The organism is Lentibacillus sp. (genome assembly GCF_035301925.1).
Taxonomy (GTDB): Bacteria; Bacillota; Bacilli; order Bacillales; family Amphibacillaceae; genus Lentibacillus.
Genome location: NZ_DATGTI010000056.1, coordinates 14,498 through 35,887 on the forward strand (window position 1 = coordinate 14,498; position 21,390 = coordinate 35,887).

At 43.5% G+C, this 21,390-nt stretch carries 20 protein-coding genes and 1 riboswitch; of the genes, 4 read left to right on the top strand and 16 right to left on the bottom strand.

The window, feature by feature from the left end; all coding sequences use genetic code 11:
• Positions 1 to 6 precede the first annotated feature (6 nt).
• Both VK080_RS04925 and VK080_RS04930 read right to left on the bottom strand, forming a co-directional pair.
• A complete protein-coding gene (locus VK080_RS04925; protein ID WP_324223653.1) occupies positions 7 to 1,365 on the bottom strand; it encodes a sodium-dependent transporter in 1,359 nt (452 codons plus the stop codon).
• Positions 1,366 to 1,451: 86 nt separating this feature from the next.
• Positions 1,452 to 2,618 (bottom strand): FAD-binding oxidoreductase, encoded by a 1,167-nt coding sequence (locus VK080_RS04930; RefSeq protein WP_324223654.1) that lies wholly within the window; start codon positions 2,616 to 2,618, stop codon positions 1,452 to 1,454.
• Positions 2,619 to 2,783: 165 nt separating this feature from the next.
• Between VK080_RS04930 and VK080_RS04935 the strand changes: the two genes are divergently transcribed.
• Positions 2,784 to 3,983, top strand: a complete 1,200-nt coding sequence (locus tag VK080_RS04935) for a CdaR family transcriptional regulator (protein ID WP_324223655.1) — start codon at positions 2,784 to 2,786, stop codon at positions 3,981 to 3,983.
• A gap of 24 nt (positions 3,984 to 4,007) precedes the next feature.
• On the opposite strand, the gene VK080_RS04940 is transcribed toward VK080_RS04935, so the two are convergent.
• The 6 genes from VK080_RS04940 to VK080_RS04965 form a co-directional block, all read right to left on the bottom strand.
• Positions 4,008 to 5,165, bottom strand: coding sequence for an acetylornithine transaminase (locus VK080_RS04940; protein ID WP_324223656.1), 1,158 nt, complete (start codon positions 5,163 to 5,165; stop codon positions 4,008 to 4,010).
• A complete protein-coding gene (argB, locus tag VK080_RS04945) occupies positions 5,140 to 5,937 on the bottom strand; it encodes an acetylglutamate kinase (protein WP_324223657.1) in 798 nt (265 codons plus the stop codon). Before argB ends, VK080_RS04940 begins: the two co-directional genes overlap by 26 nt.
• 11 nt (positions 5,938 to 5,948) lie before the next feature.
• Entirely contained in the window at positions 5,949 to 7,181 is a 1,233-nt protein-coding gene (gene argJ, locus VK080_RS04950) for a bifunctional glutamate N-acetyltransferase/amino-acid acetyltransferase ArgJ (RefSeq protein WP_324223658.1), read from the bottom strand.
• A gap of 103 nt (positions 7,182 to 7,284) precedes the next feature.
• Positions 7,285 to 8,322: an N-acetyl-gamma-glutamyl-phosphate reductase gene (gene argC / locus VK080_RS04955; protein WP_324223659.1), complete on the bottom strand. Its 1,038-nt coding sequence runs from the start codon at positions 8,320 to 8,322 to the stop codon at positions 7,285 to 7,287.
• 517 nt (positions 8,323 to 8,839) lie between these two features.
• Positions 8,840 to 10,132, bottom strand: coding sequence for a nucleobase:cation symporter-2 family protein (locus tag VK080_RS04960; protein ID WP_324223672.1), 1,293 nt, complete (start codon positions 10,130 to 10,132; stop codon positions 8,840 to 8,842).
• Complete coding sequence (locus VK080_RS04965; protein WP_324223660.1) at positions 10,132 to 10,719, bottom strand: xanthine phosphoribosyltransferase; 588 nt, start codon at positions 10,717 to 10,719, stop codon at positions 10,132 to 10,134. Before VK080_RS04965 ends, VK080_RS04960 begins: the two co-directional genes overlap by 1 nt.
• Before the next feature lie 181 nt (positions 10,720 to 10,900).
• A riboswitch (purine riboswitch) is annotated at positions 10,901 to 11,002 on the bottom strand.
• Positions 11,003 to 11,173: 171 nt separating this feature from the next.
• Between VK080_RS04965 and guaC the strand changes: the two genes are divergently transcribed.
• Positions 11,174 to 12,157 carry a GMP reductase gene (gene guaC / locus VK080_RS04970; RefSeq protein ID WP_324223673.1) on the top strand — a complete coding sequence of 328 codons (984 nt, stop codon included), beginning with the start codon at positions 11,174 to 11,176 and terminating at the stop codon, positions 12,155 to 12,157.
• 341 nt (positions 12,158 to 12,498) lie between these two features.
• On the opposite strand, the gene VK080_RS04975 is transcribed toward guaC, so the two are convergent.
• Entirely contained in the window at positions 12,499 to 13,494 is a 996-nt protein-coding gene (locus VK080_RS04975) for an LLM class flavin-dependent oxidoreductase (RefSeq protein ID WP_324223661.1), read from the bottom strand.
• 301 nt (positions 13,495 to 13,795) lie between these two features.
• Here VK080_RS04975 and VK080_RS04980 point away from each other — a divergent pair, with 301 nt between their 5' ends.
• Together VK080_RS04980 and VK080_RS04985 are read left to right on the top strand one after the other, a co-directional pair.
• On the top strand, positions 13,796 to 15,031 hold the full coding sequence (locus VK080_RS04980; protein WP_324223662.1) for a dicarboxylate/amino acid:cation symporter: 1,236 nt from the start codon (positions 13,796 to 13,798) through the stop codon (positions 15,029 to 15,031).
• A 320-nt stretch (positions 15,032 to 15,351) separates the two neighbouring features.
• Complete coding sequence (locus VK080_RS04985; protein ID WP_324223663.1) at positions 15,352 to 15,939, top strand: cell wall hydrolase; 588 nt, start codon at positions 15,352 to 15,354, stop codon at positions 15,937 to 15,939.
• Positions 15,940 to 15,983: 44 nt separating this feature from the next.
• Here the strand turns inward: VK080_RS04985 and VK080_RS04990 are convergent, their stop codons facing one another.
• The 7 genes from VK080_RS04990 to VK080_RS05020 form a co-directional block, all read right to left on the bottom strand.
• Positions 15,984 to 16,430, bottom strand: coding sequence for a TVP38/TMEM64 family protein (locus VK080_RS04990; protein ID WP_324223664.1), 447 nt, complete (start codon positions 16,428 to 16,430; stop codon positions 15,984 to 15,986).
• Positions 16,431 to 16,435: 5 nt separating this feature from the next.
• Entirely contained in the window at positions 16,436 to 16,603 is a 168-nt protein-coding gene (locus VK080_RS04995) for a hypothetical protein (protein ID WP_324223665.1), read from the bottom strand.
• Positions 16,604 to 16,763: 160 nt separating this feature from the next.
• Positions 16,764 to 17,642, bottom strand: a complete 879-nt coding sequence (garR, locus tag VK080_RS05000; RefSeq protein WP_324223666.1) for a 2-hydroxy-3-oxopropionate reductase — start codon at positions 17,640 to 17,642, stop codon at positions 16,764 to 16,766.
• A 60-nt stretch (positions 17,643 to 17,702) separates the two neighbouring features.
• Entirely contained in the window at positions 17,703 to 17,981 is a 279-nt protein-coding gene (locus VK080_RS05005) for a YciI family protein (protein ID WP_324223667.1), read from the bottom strand.
• A 393-nt stretch (positions 17,982 to 18,374) separates the two neighbouring features.
• The gene (locus tag VK080_RS05010; RefSeq protein WP_324223668.1) at positions 18,375 to 19,082 is read right to left on the bottom strand and encodes a lactate utilization protein C; all 708 of its coding nucleotides are present in this window, start codon (positions 19,080 to 19,082) and stop codon (positions 18,375 to 18,377) included.
• Positions 19,066 to 20,505 (bottom strand): LutB/LldF family L-lactate oxidation iron-sulfur protein, encoded by a 1,440-nt coding sequence (locus VK080_RS05015; RefSeq protein WP_324223669.1) that lies wholly within the window; start codon positions 20,503 to 20,505, stop codon positions 19,066 to 19,068. Before VK080_RS05015 ends, VK080_RS05010 begins: the two co-directional genes overlap by 17 nt.
• A 41-nt stretch (positions 20,506 to 20,546) precedes the next feature.
• Entirely contained in the window at positions 20,547 to 21,263 is a 717-nt protein-coding gene (locus tag VK080_RS05020) for a (Fe-S)-binding protein (protein WP_324223670.1), read from the bottom strand.
• Positions 21,264 to 21,390 lie beyond the last annotated feature (127 nt).

Here is a 21,390-nt window from a genome sequence, read left to right on the forward strand (position 1 = left end):
GCTCCTTTAAATGAGCCCGCTTATCATAATGGCAGCAATCACCAACGGAATAACATAGGTAACGATTGGTTTTAAAGCTTCAGGAAGTCTTATGAAACTTGTTCCAAAATTGATGTCATCAATAAAGTTTCTGACTTCCCATTGGAACACAACATATAAAGCGAGTAACAGACCAGCTAAAGTTAATAGAATATTTCCCGAAAAGAAATCAACAAATCCAAAAATGTCCATCCCTAAGATTTGAACGTGAGACCATGGACCCTGTGACAATATTGAAGGAATGGCCAATATAAATGTTACACTAATGACGATCCAAACACTCGTTTTTCTTTTTATATCTAATAATTCAGCAGTATTGGCCGCCAGGGTTTCGATCAAACCAACACCTGTTGTAAGCGCACCGATTATAATTAGAAAGAAAAAGAATAAACCAAACAGATACCCCAGAGGCATTTGCTCAATCAAAGCCGGCAGTGTCATGAATATTAACCCGGGACCTGAATTCGGCTCCATTTGGAAAGCGAATAGAGCAGGAAAGATAACTAATCCTGATAAAAAAGCTATGAACGTGTCCAATGAAATGACCCAAACACCATCTTCGGCCAAATTTGATTTTTTTGGCTTCAAGTAACTTCCATATGTGAATGCAGCTGCCATACCAATACCAATCGAAAAGAATGCTTGCCCAAGCGCAGCCAGTACCGTACTAGCAGTGATTTGTGAAAAATCTGGTTTTAAATACCAAACGACGCCTTCAAATGATCCCGGCAATGAAAGCGAAAATACGGCCAAAATAATCAACATGACAATAAACAGTGGCATGACCGTCTTTACAAATTTTTCTATGCCGCTTTTAACCCCCTTAGCTACAATAAATCCGAGTATCAATGTCGGGATGATCGTATAGCCGATGACGGCGACTGGATTTGAAATGAAATCTTCATAAATGACGGCAGCTTGGTCGGATGTGACACCTTGAAATGAACCGATACCCACTTTAAAAAAATAAGCAAACAGCCAGCCCATAATCATGAGATAATAGGACGTCACTAAAAGGGCGGTAATGGTCCCAAGCCAGCCGATAGAGACCCACGGATTTCCTTTTCCGTTCAATTTCCTTAACCCTATAATTGCTGCTGATTGGGCTTTTCTGCCTAATCCAGCCTCAGCTAAAAACAAAGGGATCCCTATCACGATGACAATCATGATATAGATCAGAAGGAATGCTCCCCCGCCATTTTCTCCGGCAACGTAGGGAAATCGCCAAATATTTCCCAATCCAATAGCAAAGCCGGAAGCAGCCATAATAAATCCTAACCTACTGCCCCAATTCTCTCTCCCTTGTTTGTTGTCAGGACTTCTCATACAGCTCCCCTTTCTGTCAGCCTTATAATAAGTTAAATAAGGCGATTGGATACATCACCTTTATTGATATCACCTCCATTAAACGCTTACACAACGGCTCCCTCCACAATCAATTCATTATTAGCAAAACGTTCAAAGTGCAACGGGCTTAAATCCAACGTCTCGTAGCGGCCATTCCGGATCATTTCAGACATCCCTTTTCCAACTGCAGGTGCCTGCTGCATACCATGCCCGCTGAAACCGCACGCCATGTAGTATCCTTCTAGTTGCGGATGCTCGCCGATGATGGCATTTTGATCTTTTGTATTATGGCTGTAAATACCCGCCCAGCCATTACTGATTTTAGCCCGTTCAAAGTTTGGAATACGCTCAGCTAAAACCGGCCATAGTTGTTCTTCAAATAGCGAACGTTTCCATCTAAAATCAATGCCGGGTTTTACTTTCTCAGCAAACCCTGTTATTAGCGAATTGCCCTCATGCCTGAAGTATACACCTGTCGGATCAATGGTGAGCGGCAGGTATTTTTCCAGCGGCTCAGCAATATCAAACTGTATTATTTGACGTTTTAAAGGGATGATTGGGAGTGGGAGACCAATTTTCTCACTTAAATCGGGTGCCCACGGACCCGCACAATTGATAACAATCGGAGCTCTGTAAATATTCCCATTCTCAAGCTTAACACCTGTTGCTTTTCTGCCTTCTGTCAGGATCGTTTCAACTTCTTCATAAATGTATTGACCACCAAGCTGCTTTACTTTCCTGGCATAGCCCTGCATAACCGAGTACGGATCTAAATAACCATCCTCACCACAGTAAAGCCCACCCTGTAAATCATCAATATTTAATTCAGGAATAATTGAGAGCAATTCTTCTTTTGCCAACATTTCAGATGGTACACCATGTTTTTGTTGCAATTGGAGCTGTTTTTGCAGCTGTTCGATATTCTCGTCTTTAGCGAGAAAGAGATAACCACGCTGTTTAAAGTCAATTTCGGCTTTTTCCGTTCCAATTGCCATATCTTCCGCAAAAGTTTTATATTTTTGCAATCCATACCGGCTTATTTGAATATTGATCTCCGTTGTGAACAACTGCCTTAATCCCCCGGCACTTCTTGGGGTTGAAGCATATTCATATATTTTATCTTTTTCAAATATCGTAATATCACCATCATACCCGTCATTCAGTAAATTAAAGGCAATACTGGATCCAATCACACCGCCGCCGACAATGATAATATCAGTCTGTTGTTGCATTCGATCATCACTCCAGATATCATAAAATTATTCATAATATTATATTTATTTATAACGTATAAAGCATCCGTATTACTATAGTTAAAATGCATAAGATCATAGAAGGTTATCATAATTATTGAAATTGTGATATAATTCATGAGATCATTAAACAAGGGTGTGATAATGATTGAGGGATTCGTGCAAATTGCACAAAAAGTAGTGAAAGCGGTTTCGGAAGTATTGCCGTTTGATATCAGTTTAAGTGATGAACAAGGCTATATCATTGGTTCATCCATCCCTGAACGGATGGGGACACTTCATGAACCATCGAAAGAGGTCATCCAGAAAAATACGTTTTTGTTGTTCGACGATGAAAAAATAGAAGACATGACAAATGTTCTCCCTGGTGTTGCCGCGCCTTTGAAATTTGACACTTCGACTATTGGTGTACTCGGGATTATTGGCCCTCCGGAAGAGGTCGAACCATATGCACAACTCGTTGTAAAATACGTTGAAATGATGTGGCACGAAATATTTGATCAACAAATAGAAGAAATGGAAACTAAAACACTTGAAACATTTGCCCAGTATATTCTGTTAAACGAAACAACTAATCAGGTAAGAGTTGAACAATATTGTAAAATGCTTGAAATCACACCTCATACAAAACGTTTTTGCATTGTTGTTGATATCGGTGATTCGTTATTGAGCAGCATTCAAAATAAAACTCCTGTTAACCAGTTGAAAAATCGCTTATTGGCTTGTACACAAAAAGCTTATGAGAGTTCCCGGGATGTCATTTGCACGTTTTTGAATATGGAAAAAATTATTTTACTAAAACCAGTCGAATCGGAAAATCATTATATGACAGCATTAGATCAATTTACCAATCAAAGTCACGCTTTAACCGAAATGTTTGAAACCTATCAGATTACGAATGTATCTGCTGCTGCGGGTCATTTATGCTACAGCATTGAAGATATGAGCGAATCGTATCACGAAGCCGAAAGTCTGATCAAATTTGGAAAACAGCTTGGAATATCACCGCCCATCTATACATTCCACAACTGGAATATATTGAAGGAATTGCTCCCCCTTCAAGTTGACGAAAATTTCCGGGATAAAATCTTGTTTCGATTACGATCGCTTATTGAAGATGAAGATTTCCCCGAGCTTATGCAAAACTTTATGGTTTATTGCAAAAATATGATGAATATCAGTCAAGCAGCTAAAGAGCTGTTTATTCATCGAAACACCTTGATTTACCGGCTGAAAAAGATAGAGTCGATCATATTAATTGATACAAAAAATTTCGAACATTGTATGATGCTTTATTTGGTATTAAAAAGATATGACAATGGCAAAAGCTCCTCTCTTAATTGAAGAAAGGAGCTTTTTAAAATCATATTATTGACTGTGGACCGCTTCAGCAGCCAGGACATCTCTCAACAGTGGGACGGCCGTATCAATTTCTTTTTCACTCACAATCAACGGCGGTAACAGACGGATGATGTTCGGGCCTGCGCTTAAGACGAGCAACCCTTTTTCGATCAGTTTTCCAATCATGCTGGATACCTCCTGATTGCACTCAATACCAATCATCAATCCCTTGCCGCGGATTGACGTCACAACCGGCAGCTGACGAATGGAAGCGTTCAGTCGATTCAGTAAAAGTTCGCCTTTTGCCGTCACCGCCTGTAAAAAGTCATCCTGGAAAACGTGGTTTAAAACAGCTTCTGCAGCTGCCATGGCCAGTGGATTGCCGCCGAATGTTGCCCCGTGACTACCCGGCCCGAATACATCACGAAGCTCTTTTTTAGCTATCATGGCTCCAACAGGGATACCGTTGGCAAGTCCTTTGGCTGATGTGATAACATCCGGAGATATCCCGTAATGCTGATAGGCAAACGGCTTCCCTGTCCGCCCGATACCTGTCTGAATCTCATCAACGATTAACAAGACATCATGCTGCCGGCAAACTTGCTCCAATTCTTGAACAAAATCGAAGTCAGCCATATGAATGCCGCCTTCACCCTGAATCATTTCCATCATAACGGCAGCCGTTTCGCCATCCACAGCCCGTTTAATCGCATCGATATCATTAAATGGAACATAGCTGAACCTCTCAAGTACAGGGCCAAACCCGGTGTGAATTTTTTCCTGTCCGGTAGCCGCCATTGATCCAAATGTCCGCCCGTGAAATGACTGTTGGAAGGAAATGATTTTGTTTTTGCCTGTCGCTTTGCGGGCGAGTTTGATGGCCGCTTCATTTGCCTCAGTGCCGCTATTGCAGAAAAATACCTGATCGCCTGAACTATGCCGGGCAAGCCAGTCAGCCACTTTTTCTTGGATCGGATTATGGTATAGATTGGATACGTGCCAATACTGATTCAACTGGTTTTCCAGTGCTTTCTGTACATCCGAGTGCCGATGACCGAGATTGCATACGCCAATGCCTGCCCCGAAGTCAAGGTAGTTTTTTCCTTCTGTGTCTTCCACAGTGGTCCCTGATGCACGTTTAACTGATAAATTGAACCGCTTATATGTTGGAAAAAGTGCTGTCATACGAGCCGGCCTCCCTTGAGTGTCTTATAATTGTTCCGGTAAATCCGGAATCACTCATCACTTGATTCGCATCGGCAATCATGACGTTTTGTAAATTTTTATTTAAACAGGCAACTGCTGCTTTCACTTTCGGAATCATACCGCCATAAATGATCCCCTTGACAATCAGATCTTCTATTTCCGTGGATGTTGCTGATTGAAGCAGTTTCCCGCCTTTCATGACACCTTGCACGTCTGTCACAAAAATCAGCTTCTCTGCACCTGTTCCTTGTGCAATGGCTGCTGCAGCCGTATCGGCGTTCACATTATAACTGTCGCCCTTTTTGTCGACAGCAATCGGGGCAATTACCGGCACGATATGTTGTGCAAGCAGCCGTTCCAAAAACACCGCATTGACCTCCACAACATCACCGACATAGCCATACGTTTCGAAGTCTTTTGGTACACACGTCATCAGATTGGCATCTGATCCGGAAAAACCGGCTGACTGTATACCGGATGCATTCATTTTTCGTGTTATGGCATTATTGACATGGCCGGTGAGCACCATTTCCACCACATCCATAGCTTCTTTAGTGGTGGTCCTGAGACCATTAATAAATGTATAAGGCACATTTAATTGATCGAGCTGTTTTCGGATAGCAGGACCGCCACCGTGTACAATGATCGGTTTTATACCGTTTTTCATCAGTTTTGCTACATTATTGAAAAATTGATCTGATAATTCGTCAACAATACTGCCGCCGCACTTAATCACAGCGATTTCAGCCATGGTCAACCTCCTCAAGTCCGATAGCTGGCATTGATCCGCACATAATCATACGTTAAATCACAACCCCATGCTTTACCGGTTCCATTGCCAACGTTCAAATCAACCGAAATCTTAACGTCGTCATTTTGCATATAACGGGACACGTCAGTTTCGGAAAACGAAAGGGGCTGACTGTTTTGCAAAATTTGAAACGGTCCTATTGAGGTGTCAATTTTAGCGGCATTAACATCTGCACCGCTCCTGCCAATAGCGGCAATAATTCTCCCCCAATTAGGATCCGATCCATAGACAGCAGTCTTAACAAGTGAGGAACCGACAATCGTCTTAGCCACTTTGACCGCCTGACCGTCGTCATATGCGCCACTGACTTCCACTTCAATTAATTTTGTAGCACCTTCTCCATCACGGGCAATCATCTTCGCCAGATCCTCACACGTATGCCGCAGCAGACCAGTAAATTTCTCCCAGTCGCTGTGCTCCGGCGTCAAACTTTCATTACCTGCCTTGCCGCTTGCCATCGTGAGCACCATGTCATTTGTCGACGTATCACCGTCCACCGTAATGCAATTGAACGTCTTATCGGTTGCCTCTTTCAAAGCTAGTTGCAGGATTTCCGGTTCAATGTTGGCATCGGTTGTCAAAAACGCGAGCATGGTCCCCATATTCGGTTCAATCATACCGGAGCCTTTTGCCGAGCCGGCCATCGTCACCGTCTGGCCGTCAATTGTTATCTGATGGCATGTGGATTTTGTCGTGGTGTCGGTAGTCAAAATGGATTCGTTAAAGGCCGCTGCAGCTTTTTCATCCGTCGATAATTCAAGGTGTTTGATATTCGGAATAATTTTATTCATCGGCATATCAAGACCGATAACGCCGGTTGAGGAAACAGCAACCGTGTGCTCCGGAATTGACAATTGCTCTGCCGCAGCCCGGCGCATTGTGTATGCATCCTGTTCACCCTGTTTTCCCGTACAAGCGTTGGCATTGCCGCTATTGACGATTAAAGCCTGCAGTTTCCTTTCTTTGCTGATGCTTTCTTTTGTAACCTTTAATGGTGCTGCCTGAATGACATTCAGCGTATATAACGCAGCAGCACTCGCGGGCACGTCGCAATAAAGCATGCCTAGGTCATTGCGCTTCCGCTTGACGCCCGTATGCATGCCAGCCACTTGAAAGCCTGCCGGTGTTGCAATCGTCCCTCCTTCCATTTTTTTAATCATGCTGCTTGCTTTTATCAGCACCATTTTTTTCTCCTCCTTTCATAGAATCTATCTTTTTCGAGCACGTTGCACACTAGGCTTTGTTTCCCTCTCAGTTGGGGGAAGCGCGCCACTGAATGACGTTTCACTACGGATAAACGGGTGCAAAAGAAAGACCTGTTTTCTCATCAAGCTCGAACATCCGGTTCATATTTTGCACGGCCTGACCTGCTGCCCCTTTGACAAGATTATCAATCACCGAAACAACCATGATCCGGTCCGTCCGTTCATCGTAAGCGAGTGACACATCACAAAAATTCGAACCATAAACTTCTTTGGTGCTTGGGTATGTACCCGGTTCTCTAACTCTGACAAAATAGCAATCTTTGTAGCTCGTGTTGAATAAATCATAGAGTTTCGCTGGTGATATACTCTCCGTTGCATTCACATAAATCGTGGTCATAATCCCCCGCGTCATCGGAACAAGATGTGTACTGAATGTTACAGCGCCTATATTGGGATCCCAGTCTGCCAGAACCTGCTCGATTTCCGGTGTGTGTTGGTGTTCAAGCACCTTATAGATTTTCAGATTGTCATTCATCTCGGCGAAATGCGTGACAGATGTGGCTTTTTTGCCCGCGCCGCTCACACCGGTTTTGGCATCAATGACAATTGAGCCCGGATCAATCATTTTATGTTTCACCAGTGGCGCCAGCCCAATTAATGCGGCGGTTGGATAACAGCCTGGGTTGGAAATCAATTGAGCTTCTGTCACGTCAGCATCTAACCATTCCGTCAGCCCATATACAGCATCTTCAAGAACTGCCTCATCAGGTGCTTTTTTGTTATACCATGTCTCATACGCCGTTGTGTCTCTTAGGCGAAAATCACCGGATAAATCAATCACGCGAACGCCTTCGTTAATGAAGGCCGGAACCAGCTCTGATGACACACCGGACGGGGTCGCTGTGAACACCAGGTCAGCATTCCGGGCAATTTTTTCCGGATCAATGGACTCAAGCTTCATCCCGGAAACACCCTGCAAGTGCGGATAACTGTCCGCAATCTTTGATCCCTCGAGACTTGATGAATGAAGTGACTCAATGGTTACTTCCGGGTGCTGCTGTAAAATACGAATAAGTTCCGCTCCCCCATATCCGGTTGCGCCGACAATTGCTGCTTTCATATACGACGTTCACCCCTCGAATTATTTTATCCTGCCTTAATAAGCAGTAAAATCCAGCTGAAAAATTTATGAAACTAATAAAGATGTTGGAGCAAATGCCTGTAAAGGTCTGATTCTGTTCAACATGCAGTGAGAAAAGCACTCTACTGAATGAAGTTTCACTTTTCCCCGCATCTAATGGTCACTAACCCGCCTGAAAACGGCGGCTAATTTCCCATAAATGCCCGATTCTGTTCGGGCCTGCACGATGCAGGTCACAAAGGCGTTGCAACACGATGTTGCGAACTTAGCCTTTGTCCCCCTTCTTCAGTGGAGAAAGAGCACTCTACTTAGTGAAGTTTCACTTTATTTCACCCTATTATAAAATGTATAAATATAATGTCAAGTGTATAATTATAAAATTTTAGTTTTTTGTGGAGAAATTTTGTACATAGATAAATCGAGGTACCTCGTAGGCACCTCGATTGGAATTCCCAGATAATATGAAAAAATGCTGGGCTTATGATCAACTGTTATATCAGGCACTTTCCTGATGCGCAACGGCTGTCTGACTTTTTGTTTTTACCGGTGACATATTGAACACAATATTCAGGACAATTGCCGTCACACTGCCAGCCACGATACCGTTACTGGTTAAAATTTGAATGCTTGATGGAAATTGTGTAAATAATTCAGGTACAACTGTAACACCCATCCCCATTCCGACCGAACAAGCGACAATCATTGCGTTTCCGGCTGATTCCGAGATAACACCGCTCAGCATCTTAATTCCCTGTGAAATAACCATGCCGAACATCGCAATCATGGCCCCGCCCAGGACGGCACTTGGAATAATCGTTGTCACGGCTGCAATCTTTGGAATAAATCCGAGTGTAACGAGCATAAGCCCGGTAACAAGGATAACCCTGACTGATTTGACACCGGTCATTTGCATCATGCCGACATTTTGTGAAAATGCTGTGTATGGAAAGGCATTGAAAAACGCTCCAAGTAATATCGCCAGTCCTTCAGCACGGTAACCCTTGGAAAGATCCTTCTCCTGTAATTTCCGATCTGTCAAATCTCCAAGAGCGAAATAAACGCCTGTTGATTCGATCAACGAAACCATCGCCACTAGAATCATCGTTATGATAGCGGACCATTCAAACGTCGGCATTCCGAAATAAAAAGGATGAACCATATGAAACAACGATGCTTCCTCCACAGCGGAAAAATCAACTTTGCCCATGAAGGTTGCTGCAATCGTGCCAACTGTCAACCCAATCAAAATCGAAATCGACTGCGTGAATCCTTTCGTGAACCGGTAGATCATAATAATAAATAATAACGTTCCAAACGCCAGGGAAAGATTCGCAGCCGAACCGAAATCAGCGGCACCTTCTCCCCCGCCCATATTATTGATGGCAGTGGGAATCAGTGTTATACCAATGATGGTTACCACGGTCCCTGTTACAATCGGCGGGAAAAAGCGAACTAATTTGCCGAAAAAGCGGCTGATAAGGAGAACAACCAAACCCGAAACGATAATCGCCCCATAAATGGCCGTTATCCCAAACTCACCGCCAATCGCTATCATCGGGCCGACTGCTGTGAACGTGCAGCCAAGCACAACCGGAAGACCAATCCCGAAAAACCGGTTGCGGATAACCTGCAAAATCGTTGCCACCCCGCACATTAAGATATCAATCGCAACAAGATACGTTAACTGTTCAGATGTCAGTCCCAGTGCTTCCCCAACAATCAGCGGTACTAAAATCGCTCCGGCGTACATCGCCAGCAAATGCTGAAAACTTAACGCAGCAGTTTTCATCATACGATTGCCTCCTTGTTTTGTAATGTGACATGACCATCAGACAGTGACGCGATTGTTGCCAATGATTCAACATGAATTCCACGTTCACGTAATGTTTTTCCGCCTTCCTGGAATCCTTTTTCAATCACAACCCCTATTCCTTCGAGGGTTGCACCGGCCTGTTCAACAATTTCAACCATCCCCAATGCCGCCTGACCGTTTGCCAAAATATCATCAATAATCAGCACAAGATCATTATGATTGATATAATCCTTGGAAACCGATATGTCATTCGATTCTTTTTTGGTGTACGAATAAACCTCTGCAGTATATAGATGCTCATTTAACGTGAGCGATTTGCGTTTCCGGGCAAAAATCACCGGAACTTGCAAACTCAGTCCCGCCATGACAGCCGGCGCAATACCGGATGATTCAAGTGTCAGGATTTTCGTAATACCGGATTCTGCATACCTTGAAGCAAATGCCTCGCCAACGGATTGCATGAAAACAGGGTCAACCTGATGATTTAGAAAGGTATCCACTTTTATGACCGACTCGGATAAAACCTTTCCTTCTGTTAAAATTTTTTGTTTAAGTGATTCCATCCTGCTCTCCTTTCCAGGAATTAAAAAACCCGAAAAACAAGCTTCCACTCAGACTATGAGGAAAGCAATGTTTTTCGGGTTATCGTCAATACGATGAGCCTCATCCGACATCACCATGTCTTTTACGTCGAAAATCCGAACAATAAACAAAAGGAACTCACAAATGTCAAATATGTCATCCTTCTGTTCTGCTTCCTTTCATAGTCGGTTCATTTACGGTGAACCGGTAGAAACTTGCAGGCCGTATTCCTGCGATTATATGAAATAAGCTATTTGATTGCTGTCTATTATAGCATCTCACAATGAAAATACAACCCCTTATTAAAGATTAGTTTATGAAAACTTTTCGCTGCTTGATTTGCCAATTGACATATACTCTAAACTCATGTACATTATAAATATACGAACATTTATATGTATTTATTGATTAACATTCGTTTTTAGGGGTGTAATGATGGAAAATGTATTTGATTACGAAGATATTCAGCTGATACCGGCAAAATGTATTGTCAACAGCCGTTCTGAGTGCGACACAACAGTGACCCTTGGCGGGTATACATTCAACCTGCCTGTCGTGCCTGCCAATATGCAGACGATTATTGACGAAAGAATCGCACGCTACCTGGCTGAAAACAATTACTTTTATATTATGCACCGTTTTGAACCGGAAACAAGAATTGATTTTATCCGCGACATGCAGGAAAATGGACTGATCGCCTCTATCAGTGTTGGGGTAAAAGAGGAAGAGTACAACTTTATCCGGCAATTAGTAAATCATAAACTTACACCGGAATATATCACAATTGACATTGCACACGGTCATTCCGACACCGTCATTCATATGATTCAACATATTAAAAAATATCTGCCGGACAGCTTTGTCATTGCCGGAAATGTCAGTACACCAGAAGCAGTCAGGGAACTGGAACACGCCGGCGCAGACGCGACAAAAGTGGGCATTGGCCCGGGAAAAGTGTGCACTACCAAATTGAAAACTGGATTTGGAACCGGTGGCTGGCAGCTGGCGGCTTTGAAATGGTGCGCCAAAGCGGCAAGCAAGCCAATCATCGCTGACGGAGGTATCCGTACCCATGGGGATATCGCCAAATCCGTCCGTTTTGGCGCATCAATGGTCATGGTTGGTTCCTTATTTGCCGGACACGAGGAATCACCAGGCAAAACGATTGAGAAAGACGGCAAACGCTATAAAGAATATTTTGGCTCAGCTTCCGAATATCAAAAAGGTAAAAAGAAAAACGTGGAAGGTAAAAAAATGTTTGTCGAGCATAAAGGGTCGCTGAAGGATACCTTGGCCGAAATGAAACAGGATCTGCAATCCGCTATCTCCTATGCAGGCGGCAAAGAATTACAGGCAATCCGTTATGTTGACTATGTCGTTGTCAAAAATTCAATTTTTAATGGTGACCAGGTTTACTGAAATAGGATTTGCACACGTTTGGCCCAAGTTGTCACAGAATCGGCTTAAGTTGTCACAAATTAACCATAAATTGTTAATGCATGAACCTTATTTGAAATAAAGAAACGATCAAGGGCATTCCTGATCGTTTCTTTATGTGCGTTTTCAGAAAAGAAAAAAGCCCGAAAAGCTTCTGCTCCCACACCCTGTCATAAGAGCAGTTTTTTCGCGCCTTATATACTCAAGGAAATTGAATTTCCCTTATCTCCAGCCTTTCAAATCCTAATTTCTTTGAAGGGAAAACAGACATTTGGACAGCGGAAATTCACTTAAAAAGGGATTTTAACGTTTTTGCAATTTATTTAAAGACCAAACGCTTCCGCAAGTAATCGATATGAATGCACCTTTGCATCAAAATCATAAATATTTGTGATAATCATGAATTCATCTGTCTGATAATGGTCGCCCAGCCGATTCAATTCCTGTTTCACCTGTTCGGGTGTGCCAATTACGGTCCGATTACGGTTTTTCCTGATGACGTCAAGTTCGTCCTGCCGAAACGTTCTTTTTTTGACTTCTTCAATTGATGGAACCTTAATATCGGAACCTTTCCCGACATTCAGCAGCCATTTATCCTGACTCAAGGCCAGTTCTTCCGCCTCCTCCTTGGTATCCGCACACACGACAAAAATACAGACGGCACTAATTGGCTGCCAAAAATCTGGTGAGGGCTGAAATTTTTCCCGGTAGGTTTCCATAGCAGCTTGTCCCTTATCCGGGCTGATGAAATGCCCAAACACAAACCCTGCCCCAATTTCAGCGGCATTGGCAGCACCTCTTTCTGATAGTCCAAGCACCCACATCGGTGGAACCGTTTTTGTTCGTGGCGCTGCTTTTACGAGGCGGTAACGATGATCTGCTGGCAGCGTGTTATGTAAAAACCCCTGCAAATCCCGCAATTGACGTGGAAACTCGCTCATACTTTTATTAATGCTATCCAGCAAAGCCATTCTTGTGTCCTGTGACCCGCCGGGAGAACGCCCGATTCCCAAGTCAATCCTGCCTGGAAACATCGCCTCGAGCATCTTGAAATTTTCCGCTACCTTAAACGGGCTGTATTGCGGCAGCAGCACTCCGCCGGATCCGACGCGAATCGTATTTGTATGTGAAGCGATCCGGGCGATAAGTATTTCTGGTGAGACACTGGCCAGACCATTGGTGTTATGATGCTCGGCAACCCAATAGCGCTTATATCCCAATTCTTCGGTTATGTCAGCCAGTTTCAATGTATTTTTTATGGCTTGTTCAGGACTGGAACCCCGAGATATCGGCGACTGATCCAATACACTAAGCTTCATTCCTTAAAAATCTCCTTTCAATAGCAACTTGTCTAAATCATGACATATTTCAATAGGTGAACCAAAAATTTTAACTTCATTTTATCCCGCATGTAATGGCCAGTAACCCACCAAAAAACGGCGGCTAACTGACCTTAAATGCCCGATTCTGTTCAACTAACATTCAGCGGAGGAAAACGTCCCACTGAATAAAGTTTCATTTTATTTTTCATATTATATAGACTATTTCCATTATTTCAGTTATCATTTAATTGGACGTAACATATTCATTTACTACTACGTGAAAGGAGGTGAATGGACGATGGCTGAAAGGGTCAAAAATATAAGTTTGCTGTCACAAATTCTGATTGCATTTGTTCTCGCTGTCCTGGCCGGAATTATTTTCGGTCCAAGCATTGATGTGGTCCAACCATTGGGGGATTTATTTTTACGTCTTATTCAATTCATTATTGTACCCTTGATCGTATCATCACTCATAACCGGCGTGGCGAGTACCGGAAGTATGGAAACACTGAGCAGGATCGGCGGGAAAACGATTCTTTATTATGTTTGTTCAACCTTTATCGCGGTCAGTATCGGGCTGATTGCTGCCTATCTGTTTTCGCCCGGCACCGGCGTGGATATATCCACTTCAAGAGATGTACCTGAGGCAACAGAAACAGACGGTGTCATCAGTGTTTTATTAAACATTATCCCAACAAATCCGATTGAAAGTTTATCAAGCGGCAACATCCTGCAGGTTATCTTCTTCTCCATTTTCATCGGCATCGGCATTACTATGGTCGGACAGAAAGCGGAACCGGTACACCGCTTTTTCGATAGTTTTGCAGAGATTATGTATAAAATCACTTGGGTCATCATGAAACTGATCCCAATTGGTATTTTCGGTTTGCTGGCACCCATTATCGGTGAATATGGTTTGTCCGTTCTAATGCCGCTCATTAAGTTAATTTCAGTTGTAGCGATTGCCTGTATTGTGCACGCCCTTATAACTTATTCTGTTGTGGTCAAGACTTTCGCAAAAATGAATCCGCTTAAATTTTTCAAAGGGATTGCGCCGGCCACTCTCGTCGCTTTTAGCACGCAAAGCAGCTCCGGAACACTGCCGGTCACAATCAAGAGTTCTGAGGACAATTTGGGCGTGTCGAAAAAGATATCAAGTTTTATCCTGCCTTTGGGTGCAACCATTAATATGGATGGAACATCGCTTTACTTAAGTATAGCCGCTTTGTTTACAGCACAAGCCTATGGAATCGAACTGTCATTCGTACAAATTATGATTATAGTGCTTATCGGAACATTGGGTTCGATTGGTGCAGCAGGTGTACCTGGGGCCGGTCTGGTCATGCTGACGCTGGTTCTGACGACGTTGAACCTGCCATTGGAGGCGATTGCCATGATTGCCGGTGTTGACCGTTTCATGGATATGTTCCGAACAGCAGTCAACATTACGGGTGACGCTGCAGGCGCGGTTGTCGTCAATGGTTCAGAACAGCAGCTGGGTGAAAATGCTGACTCAGCTAATCAAGCCGGTTAATTTCGTGAAAGGCGTATGCAGTTATTCATGCGCCTTTCATCTTTTTATGATATGAATGAATGTAAACCGGCAAAATCAAAGAAACGCTGATCACATTGTAACTAAGCCGTAACATATGTTACATAATGCCCTTAATTTTACTTGTCATCCAGATACTGCATTTTTTTAAGACTTGGAAAACATTGACACCAACTTTGTGAACACAGGTCTGTACTGCATTGATGTACCGCTCATTTGAGTATCCACTTTTTGGAACATGCCAAACTATATTACATCTAGTAATCTCTTAGTTGAGAACTTTTCAGCTTGGAGGTTACAAAATGCGTAAACTTAATAAAATAATTTTAACAGGAGCCCTTTCACTGACTTTACTGGCAGTCCCGACTGCTGTTGGGGCATCTTCATATACTGTACAACAAGGCGAATCATTCCATTCGATTGCAAATGAACATGGTATTTCACTTGTAAACCTGCAAATTGCCAATCAGCGTTCGGGCAGCCAGGTTATTGCTGGTGAAACGATTAAGATTCCGGATTCGGTTTCCCGTGAAGACAGAGAATTGATGGCCAAGCTCGTTCATGCGGAAGCCAAGGGAGAACCATATGAAGGAAAAGTAGCCGTTGCGACGGTCATTTTAAACCAAGTTGACTCAAATGATTTTCCGGACACAGTAAAAAGTGTTATCTATCAAAAAGTCAACGGACATTATGCGTTCTCTCCTGTAAAAAATGGCGCGATCAATGGCGGCTACACTGAAGAGGATATGAGAGCTGTCAATGAAGCAATCGCATTCAGAGGACAGGGAAATGGATCATTATACTTCTATAATCCCGACAAAGTCAGCAGTGATTGGGTTCAATCACGTGAGGCAACTGTTAAAATCGGCGACCATCTTTTTGCCAAATAATCAAAAAGCTGAAGACCATCTTTAGGTGGTCTTCAGCTTTTTTATCAAAATGACTGGAACACATCATAAATAACATGCATGCCGTAAAGCGGAAATAACGTGTATATAAACAAGGTAATCGGTTTGCAAAGTAAAAAGTAAAAGACGAATTTTTTCAAGGTCATCTTGGTGAGACCAGCAATCAAACAGATAAAGTCATCCGGAAAGCCGGGAGAAATCATCGAAATCCAGAAAAACCGTTCGAACCGTTTTCCCTTATTGACCCAGCCGATATATTTATCATATGTTTCCTGTTTAACAAAATAAGATGCAAATCCACGACCGAACTTCCGCGCCAATAAAAAATTGGTAAGGGAACCGATAAAGATGCCAACGATGTTCAGAAAGGACCCCAGCCCAATACCGAATAACATCACGCCCACCACTGTCGAAACATTACCGGGCAGAACCGGGATAACAACCTGAACGAATGTCAGCCCCAAAAATGCCAATGGTGCTATGCTGCCAAACCCTTCAACCCAGCTCTGAACACGATCGGGATCATTGAAAAACCCACTTTTAAAAATGAAAAAACAATCCCGATTAACAGGATGACACCAACAATACTTATCATCTTGACAATCGGTTTTTGATAATTGATCAGTGTTTTCTTCAGATGTGTCATGCCAACCCCATTTTCCTTAATTCAATGATAGATTAGTAGTATCGAATGAGATTAGCATACCATAAAATTTTGTCCGGATAAAAACTTATGGCTTGGTGATTCACTGGATTGCCAACTGAGTCTTAAACAGACAGCATAAGGTAAACCTACTCTTACAAAACTAAATACGGACATTAGCCAGCTTTTCATAATGCTTCAGAATCGCGGCATGATCATCCTCACCATTCCCATCAGCCGTTAATGCTTTCAATGTTTCCCTGATTGAAGCGGTTAATGGTAACGGAACGTCAATATCCGTGGATGTTTCCATCACATTATTTAAGTCCTTCAGGTGAAGATCGATTTTAAAACCAGGGTCAAAGTTTCGATCAAGCATCATTGGTGCCTTTGCATCCAAAACATTGCTGCCGGCAAGCCCGCCACGTATGGCGTTATAAACTAATTGATTGTCAACACCCATTTTTTCCGTCAGAACGAATGCCTCTGAAACAGCCGCAAGATTCAGCGCAACGATAATTTGATTTGCTAGTTTCGTTGAATTGCCTGATCCCACTTCACCGGTTCTGACAACAGAGCCAGCCATCGCTTCCATAATCGGGAAACATTTATCAAATACATCCTGATCGCCACCTGCCATCACGGAAATGGTGCCGTCAATCGCTTTTGGTTCGCCGCCGCTTACCGGGGCATCCAGAAAACCGATATCTTTTTTCTTCAGCTCCTTACCAATTTCCTGACTGGCAATCGGTGCAATTGAACTCATATCAATGATAACTGTTCCTGGTTTCGCACCTTGAATCAAGCCGCCATCTGCCAAAGTAACTTCTTTCACTTCAGGTGAATTCGGCAGCATCGTGATAATGACATCTGATTTTGCAGCTAAATCAATATATGTATCAACCACTTCAGCACCGTGTTCACCCAGTTCCTTATTTGTTTCAGGCTTGCTGCTGGAAATGACTAAATCATACCCTGCTTTCATTAAATTTTTACTCATCGGTTTCCCCATAATACCCAATCCGACAAAACCTATTTTCATAAATGTGATCTCCCTTCAAAAAATGTTTCGGCGGGACAAAGGGTCAGACCCTTTGTCCCGCTAAAAGTCAAATTTCACATCGGTTTCCATAGCCCATTCATGAATCTCAAAGTCTCTGGCACCTTCTACAATGTACGGATCCTTTTTTAGATAGGATTTTGCTTCGTCGAGACTGTTCGCTGCGTAAATGACTAAACCTCCCGCGCCATCAGTAAATCGTCCATTCATTAATATCTTTTTCTCCTCTCTCATTTGCTTCAGGAAAGCCAGATGCTGCGGACGGAATTGTTTACTTTTTTCTTCATCTTTCATTGGTAACAAGACAGCATAATAGTTCAATTAAATCTCCTCCTTCTCAAATATCCCTGTTCATAATCTGCTGAATCATGACCTTTATTTTTGAATGTCATCCTGGATCTCAGCAATTCTATCCCGGGACAAACCTGTGGATTCGGCCACAAAACTAACGACCATTCCCTTTTTCAGAAGCTGACATGCTGTTTTCTCCAGTTTTTGCTCCGTTTCCCTTTTCAGCAGATCAGCTTCTTGTTTCTTCTTCTCTGCCTCCAGATCTATCTCCTGTGCTTGTTGTACTATCTCCCTTGCTCCTGTTAATGCTGGTATTTCATAAATGGGACATTTTGATAGTAAGAAACAGAAACCGGATTAATCCTTCCGATTCCTGTCCCAGCTATCGGTCCATAATAAAATGAATTCTACGGCAAAAACCCATTAATCATCCACCACAATATACGTCACTTCAACCGGCCCATGCACCCCAACAATCAGGTTCATTTCAATATCCGCACTGTTGCTCGGACCTGTCACAAAGCTTACGCATGAAACAACGTCATGACCTTGCTCATTTGCATGATGGATTTGTTCTGCCGCCTGTGTCATTCTTGGCACAATCGTACTTTTGGGGATGATGGCAATATATGTCCTAGGCATCAGACTGATTGAACGGCCGTTATATTTGTTGTTAAATAATGTGACCGTACCGGATTCTGCCAGAGTGATATCGCTGAACGTGATGCCAACATCCGCACGCTCAGCAAAAACCTGATTCTCTTTTCCTTTTGTTTCATCCCATAAATGAACGTCAAGTCCATTGTCTTGCAATTTTTGATAAACATCATTTAAGCCATAATCCTCATTGCGCGAATCACTGGATGCAATAATTGCCTTGCCGTCATATCCTTCAATGACAGATTTTAAAACACCTGCCAGTCCATCACGATTTGTCCGTTTAAAGTCTGTGTGAATGACCTCACATTGTTTCGCCAATACGTCAACCAGCTCATCCTGTGATAAACCTGCCAGTACTTCATGCTGTGGACGAACACTCCATTGCGGACGTTTAACGCCTTTTGTTCTACGCGGCCGGTGCAAGTTGGCTGTCACGTTATTCAAAAAAGATTCCCTATTCACGACTCTCATTGGCAGCACCTCCCTGTTGCCGTTCTTTAAACCATGAACGGAACGTCTGCTCAGCCGGTGCCGGAAAATCCCGGTTTGCGGTCCAGCCTTTCAGTGGGCCGGGACCATTCGTAATTGTTTCATCTTTCGTCCACGGTTTCGTGGCAGATCGGGCCATGGCAGTACTCATTTTATATGCCGCCGGGCTCGAACCCCATTTCGCAAAACCTTTCATCGCCAACTGTTCCGATTTTGGTGCCATTTTTTCCTGTTCCACAATAATCTCACGGTGTCGGATCAATTGTTCATGAAGCGGAATTTTGACAGGACAAACCTCGGTGCACGCCCCGCACAGTGATGAAGCATATGGGAGCTCCTTGTGGTCTTCATAGCCATCCAAGAGTGGTGTCAAGACAGCACCAATCGGCCCTGGATAAACGGATCCATACGCATGCCCGCCAACATGGCGATAAACCGGGCAAACATTGATGCATGCGGCACAGCGGATACAATGGAGAGCTGATTGAAATTCTGTTCCCAAAATATTGGAACGACCATTATCAACGATCACCAGATGATATTCTTCCGGGCCGTCACTTTCTCCTTCAAAACGTGTTCCGGTAATCGATGTGACATAACTGGTCAAATCCTGGCCGACCGCCGCACGTGTCAGCAGACTCACCAAGATATCCAGCTCCTCGTAGGTCGGTACCACGCGCTCCATCCCCATAACGGAAATTTGCGTATCCGGAATTGTCGTGACCATTCTTGCGTTGCCTTCATTGGTAACGAACGTGACCGCACCGGATTCCGCCACTGCAAAATTACAGCCGGTGATACCGACATCAGCTGATAAAAATTCCTGCCTTAATTGTTCCCGGGCAAAACCCGCCAGCTCTTCCGGTTTAGACGATTGGTCATAGCCTTTCTTATCGGCAAAGGTTTCCTTCACCTGCTCTTTATTTTTATGCACGGCCGGTGCGACAATATGGGATGGCGGATCTTCATCCAATTGCAAAATCCATTCCCCCAAATCGGATTCGATAACATCGGCACCGACATCTTCCAACGCTTCGTTCATGCCGATTTCTTCAGTTACCATCGATTTTGACTTGACAACTTTTTTCGCATTTTTCTGCTTGATAACGTTTTGAATATACTCATTGGCTTCTTCTGCCGTTTGGGCAAAAAAGACATTCCCGCCGCGTTTGGATACATTGTCACTCAACAGCTGTAAATAGTAATCAATGTTGTCCAGTGTATGTGTCCGAATCTCTTCACCAAGTGTACGCCAGTCTTCCCAATTGCCAAGTTTATCCGCCTGTTTTTGTTTACCGCTTCGGAAACGCCCTTGTGCAGAAGCGACCGCCTGGCGCATGAAATCATTCTCAACGCCTTCCTGAACGCGTTCCTCGTATGACGTGTCACCAAGTTTGATACTCAACAATTCTCCCCTCCGTTTCCCTTTTGATGAGACATAAAGCTTTAATGTTGGTTTAAAATCTCAGTTATGTGTGCCACCTTTACATTTTTGCCTTCGCGTGCCATGCGCCCGCCGATATTAAGCAGGCAGCCCATATCGCCACTGACCAGAAACTCCGCACCCGTTTCGGATACATGCGCTGATTTTTTTTTCACCATCTCTCCGGAAATGACCGAATTTTTAACGGCAAATGTCCCGCCAAAGCCACAGCAGTCCTCTTTTACCGGAAGCTCAACAAGCTCAGCCCCCTCTACATTTTTCAACAGGGTCATCGGTGCATCTTTTACACCAAGAATCCGGGTCATATGGCAGGAAGGATGATAGGTGATTTTACCTTTAAAAGTAGAGCCGACATCCTCCACCCCCAAAACATCAACAAGGAATTGCGTGATCTCATAAGATTTCGCTGCCAGCCGTTTTGCTTCGTCCCGCCAGACTAAATCGTTTGCAAAAATTTTCGGGTATTCCTTCAGCATGCCCACGCACGAACCCGAAGGCCCGACAACATAATCTGAAAACTGAAACGCCTTCATCATCTGTTTCATCGATTCTTTGGCATCAGACAGATAACCGCTGTTAAATGCCGGCTGCCCACAGCACGTCTGCGCTTCAGGAAAGTCCACTTCACAGCCGGCACGCTCAAGGATCTCCACTGTATTTTTGCCGACGTCGGTTGAGAACACGTCACAAAGACAGGTTATGAATAAGGAAACTTTCATTGGATCATCTCCATTTATAGAATTGAAAGATGTTATTAACCAACCTCAATTAATTATTGCTACACTCTAATTATATGTAGTGATTTTTCCTCAAGTTGTTTGATAATGGTGCTGTCTACTTTACTGT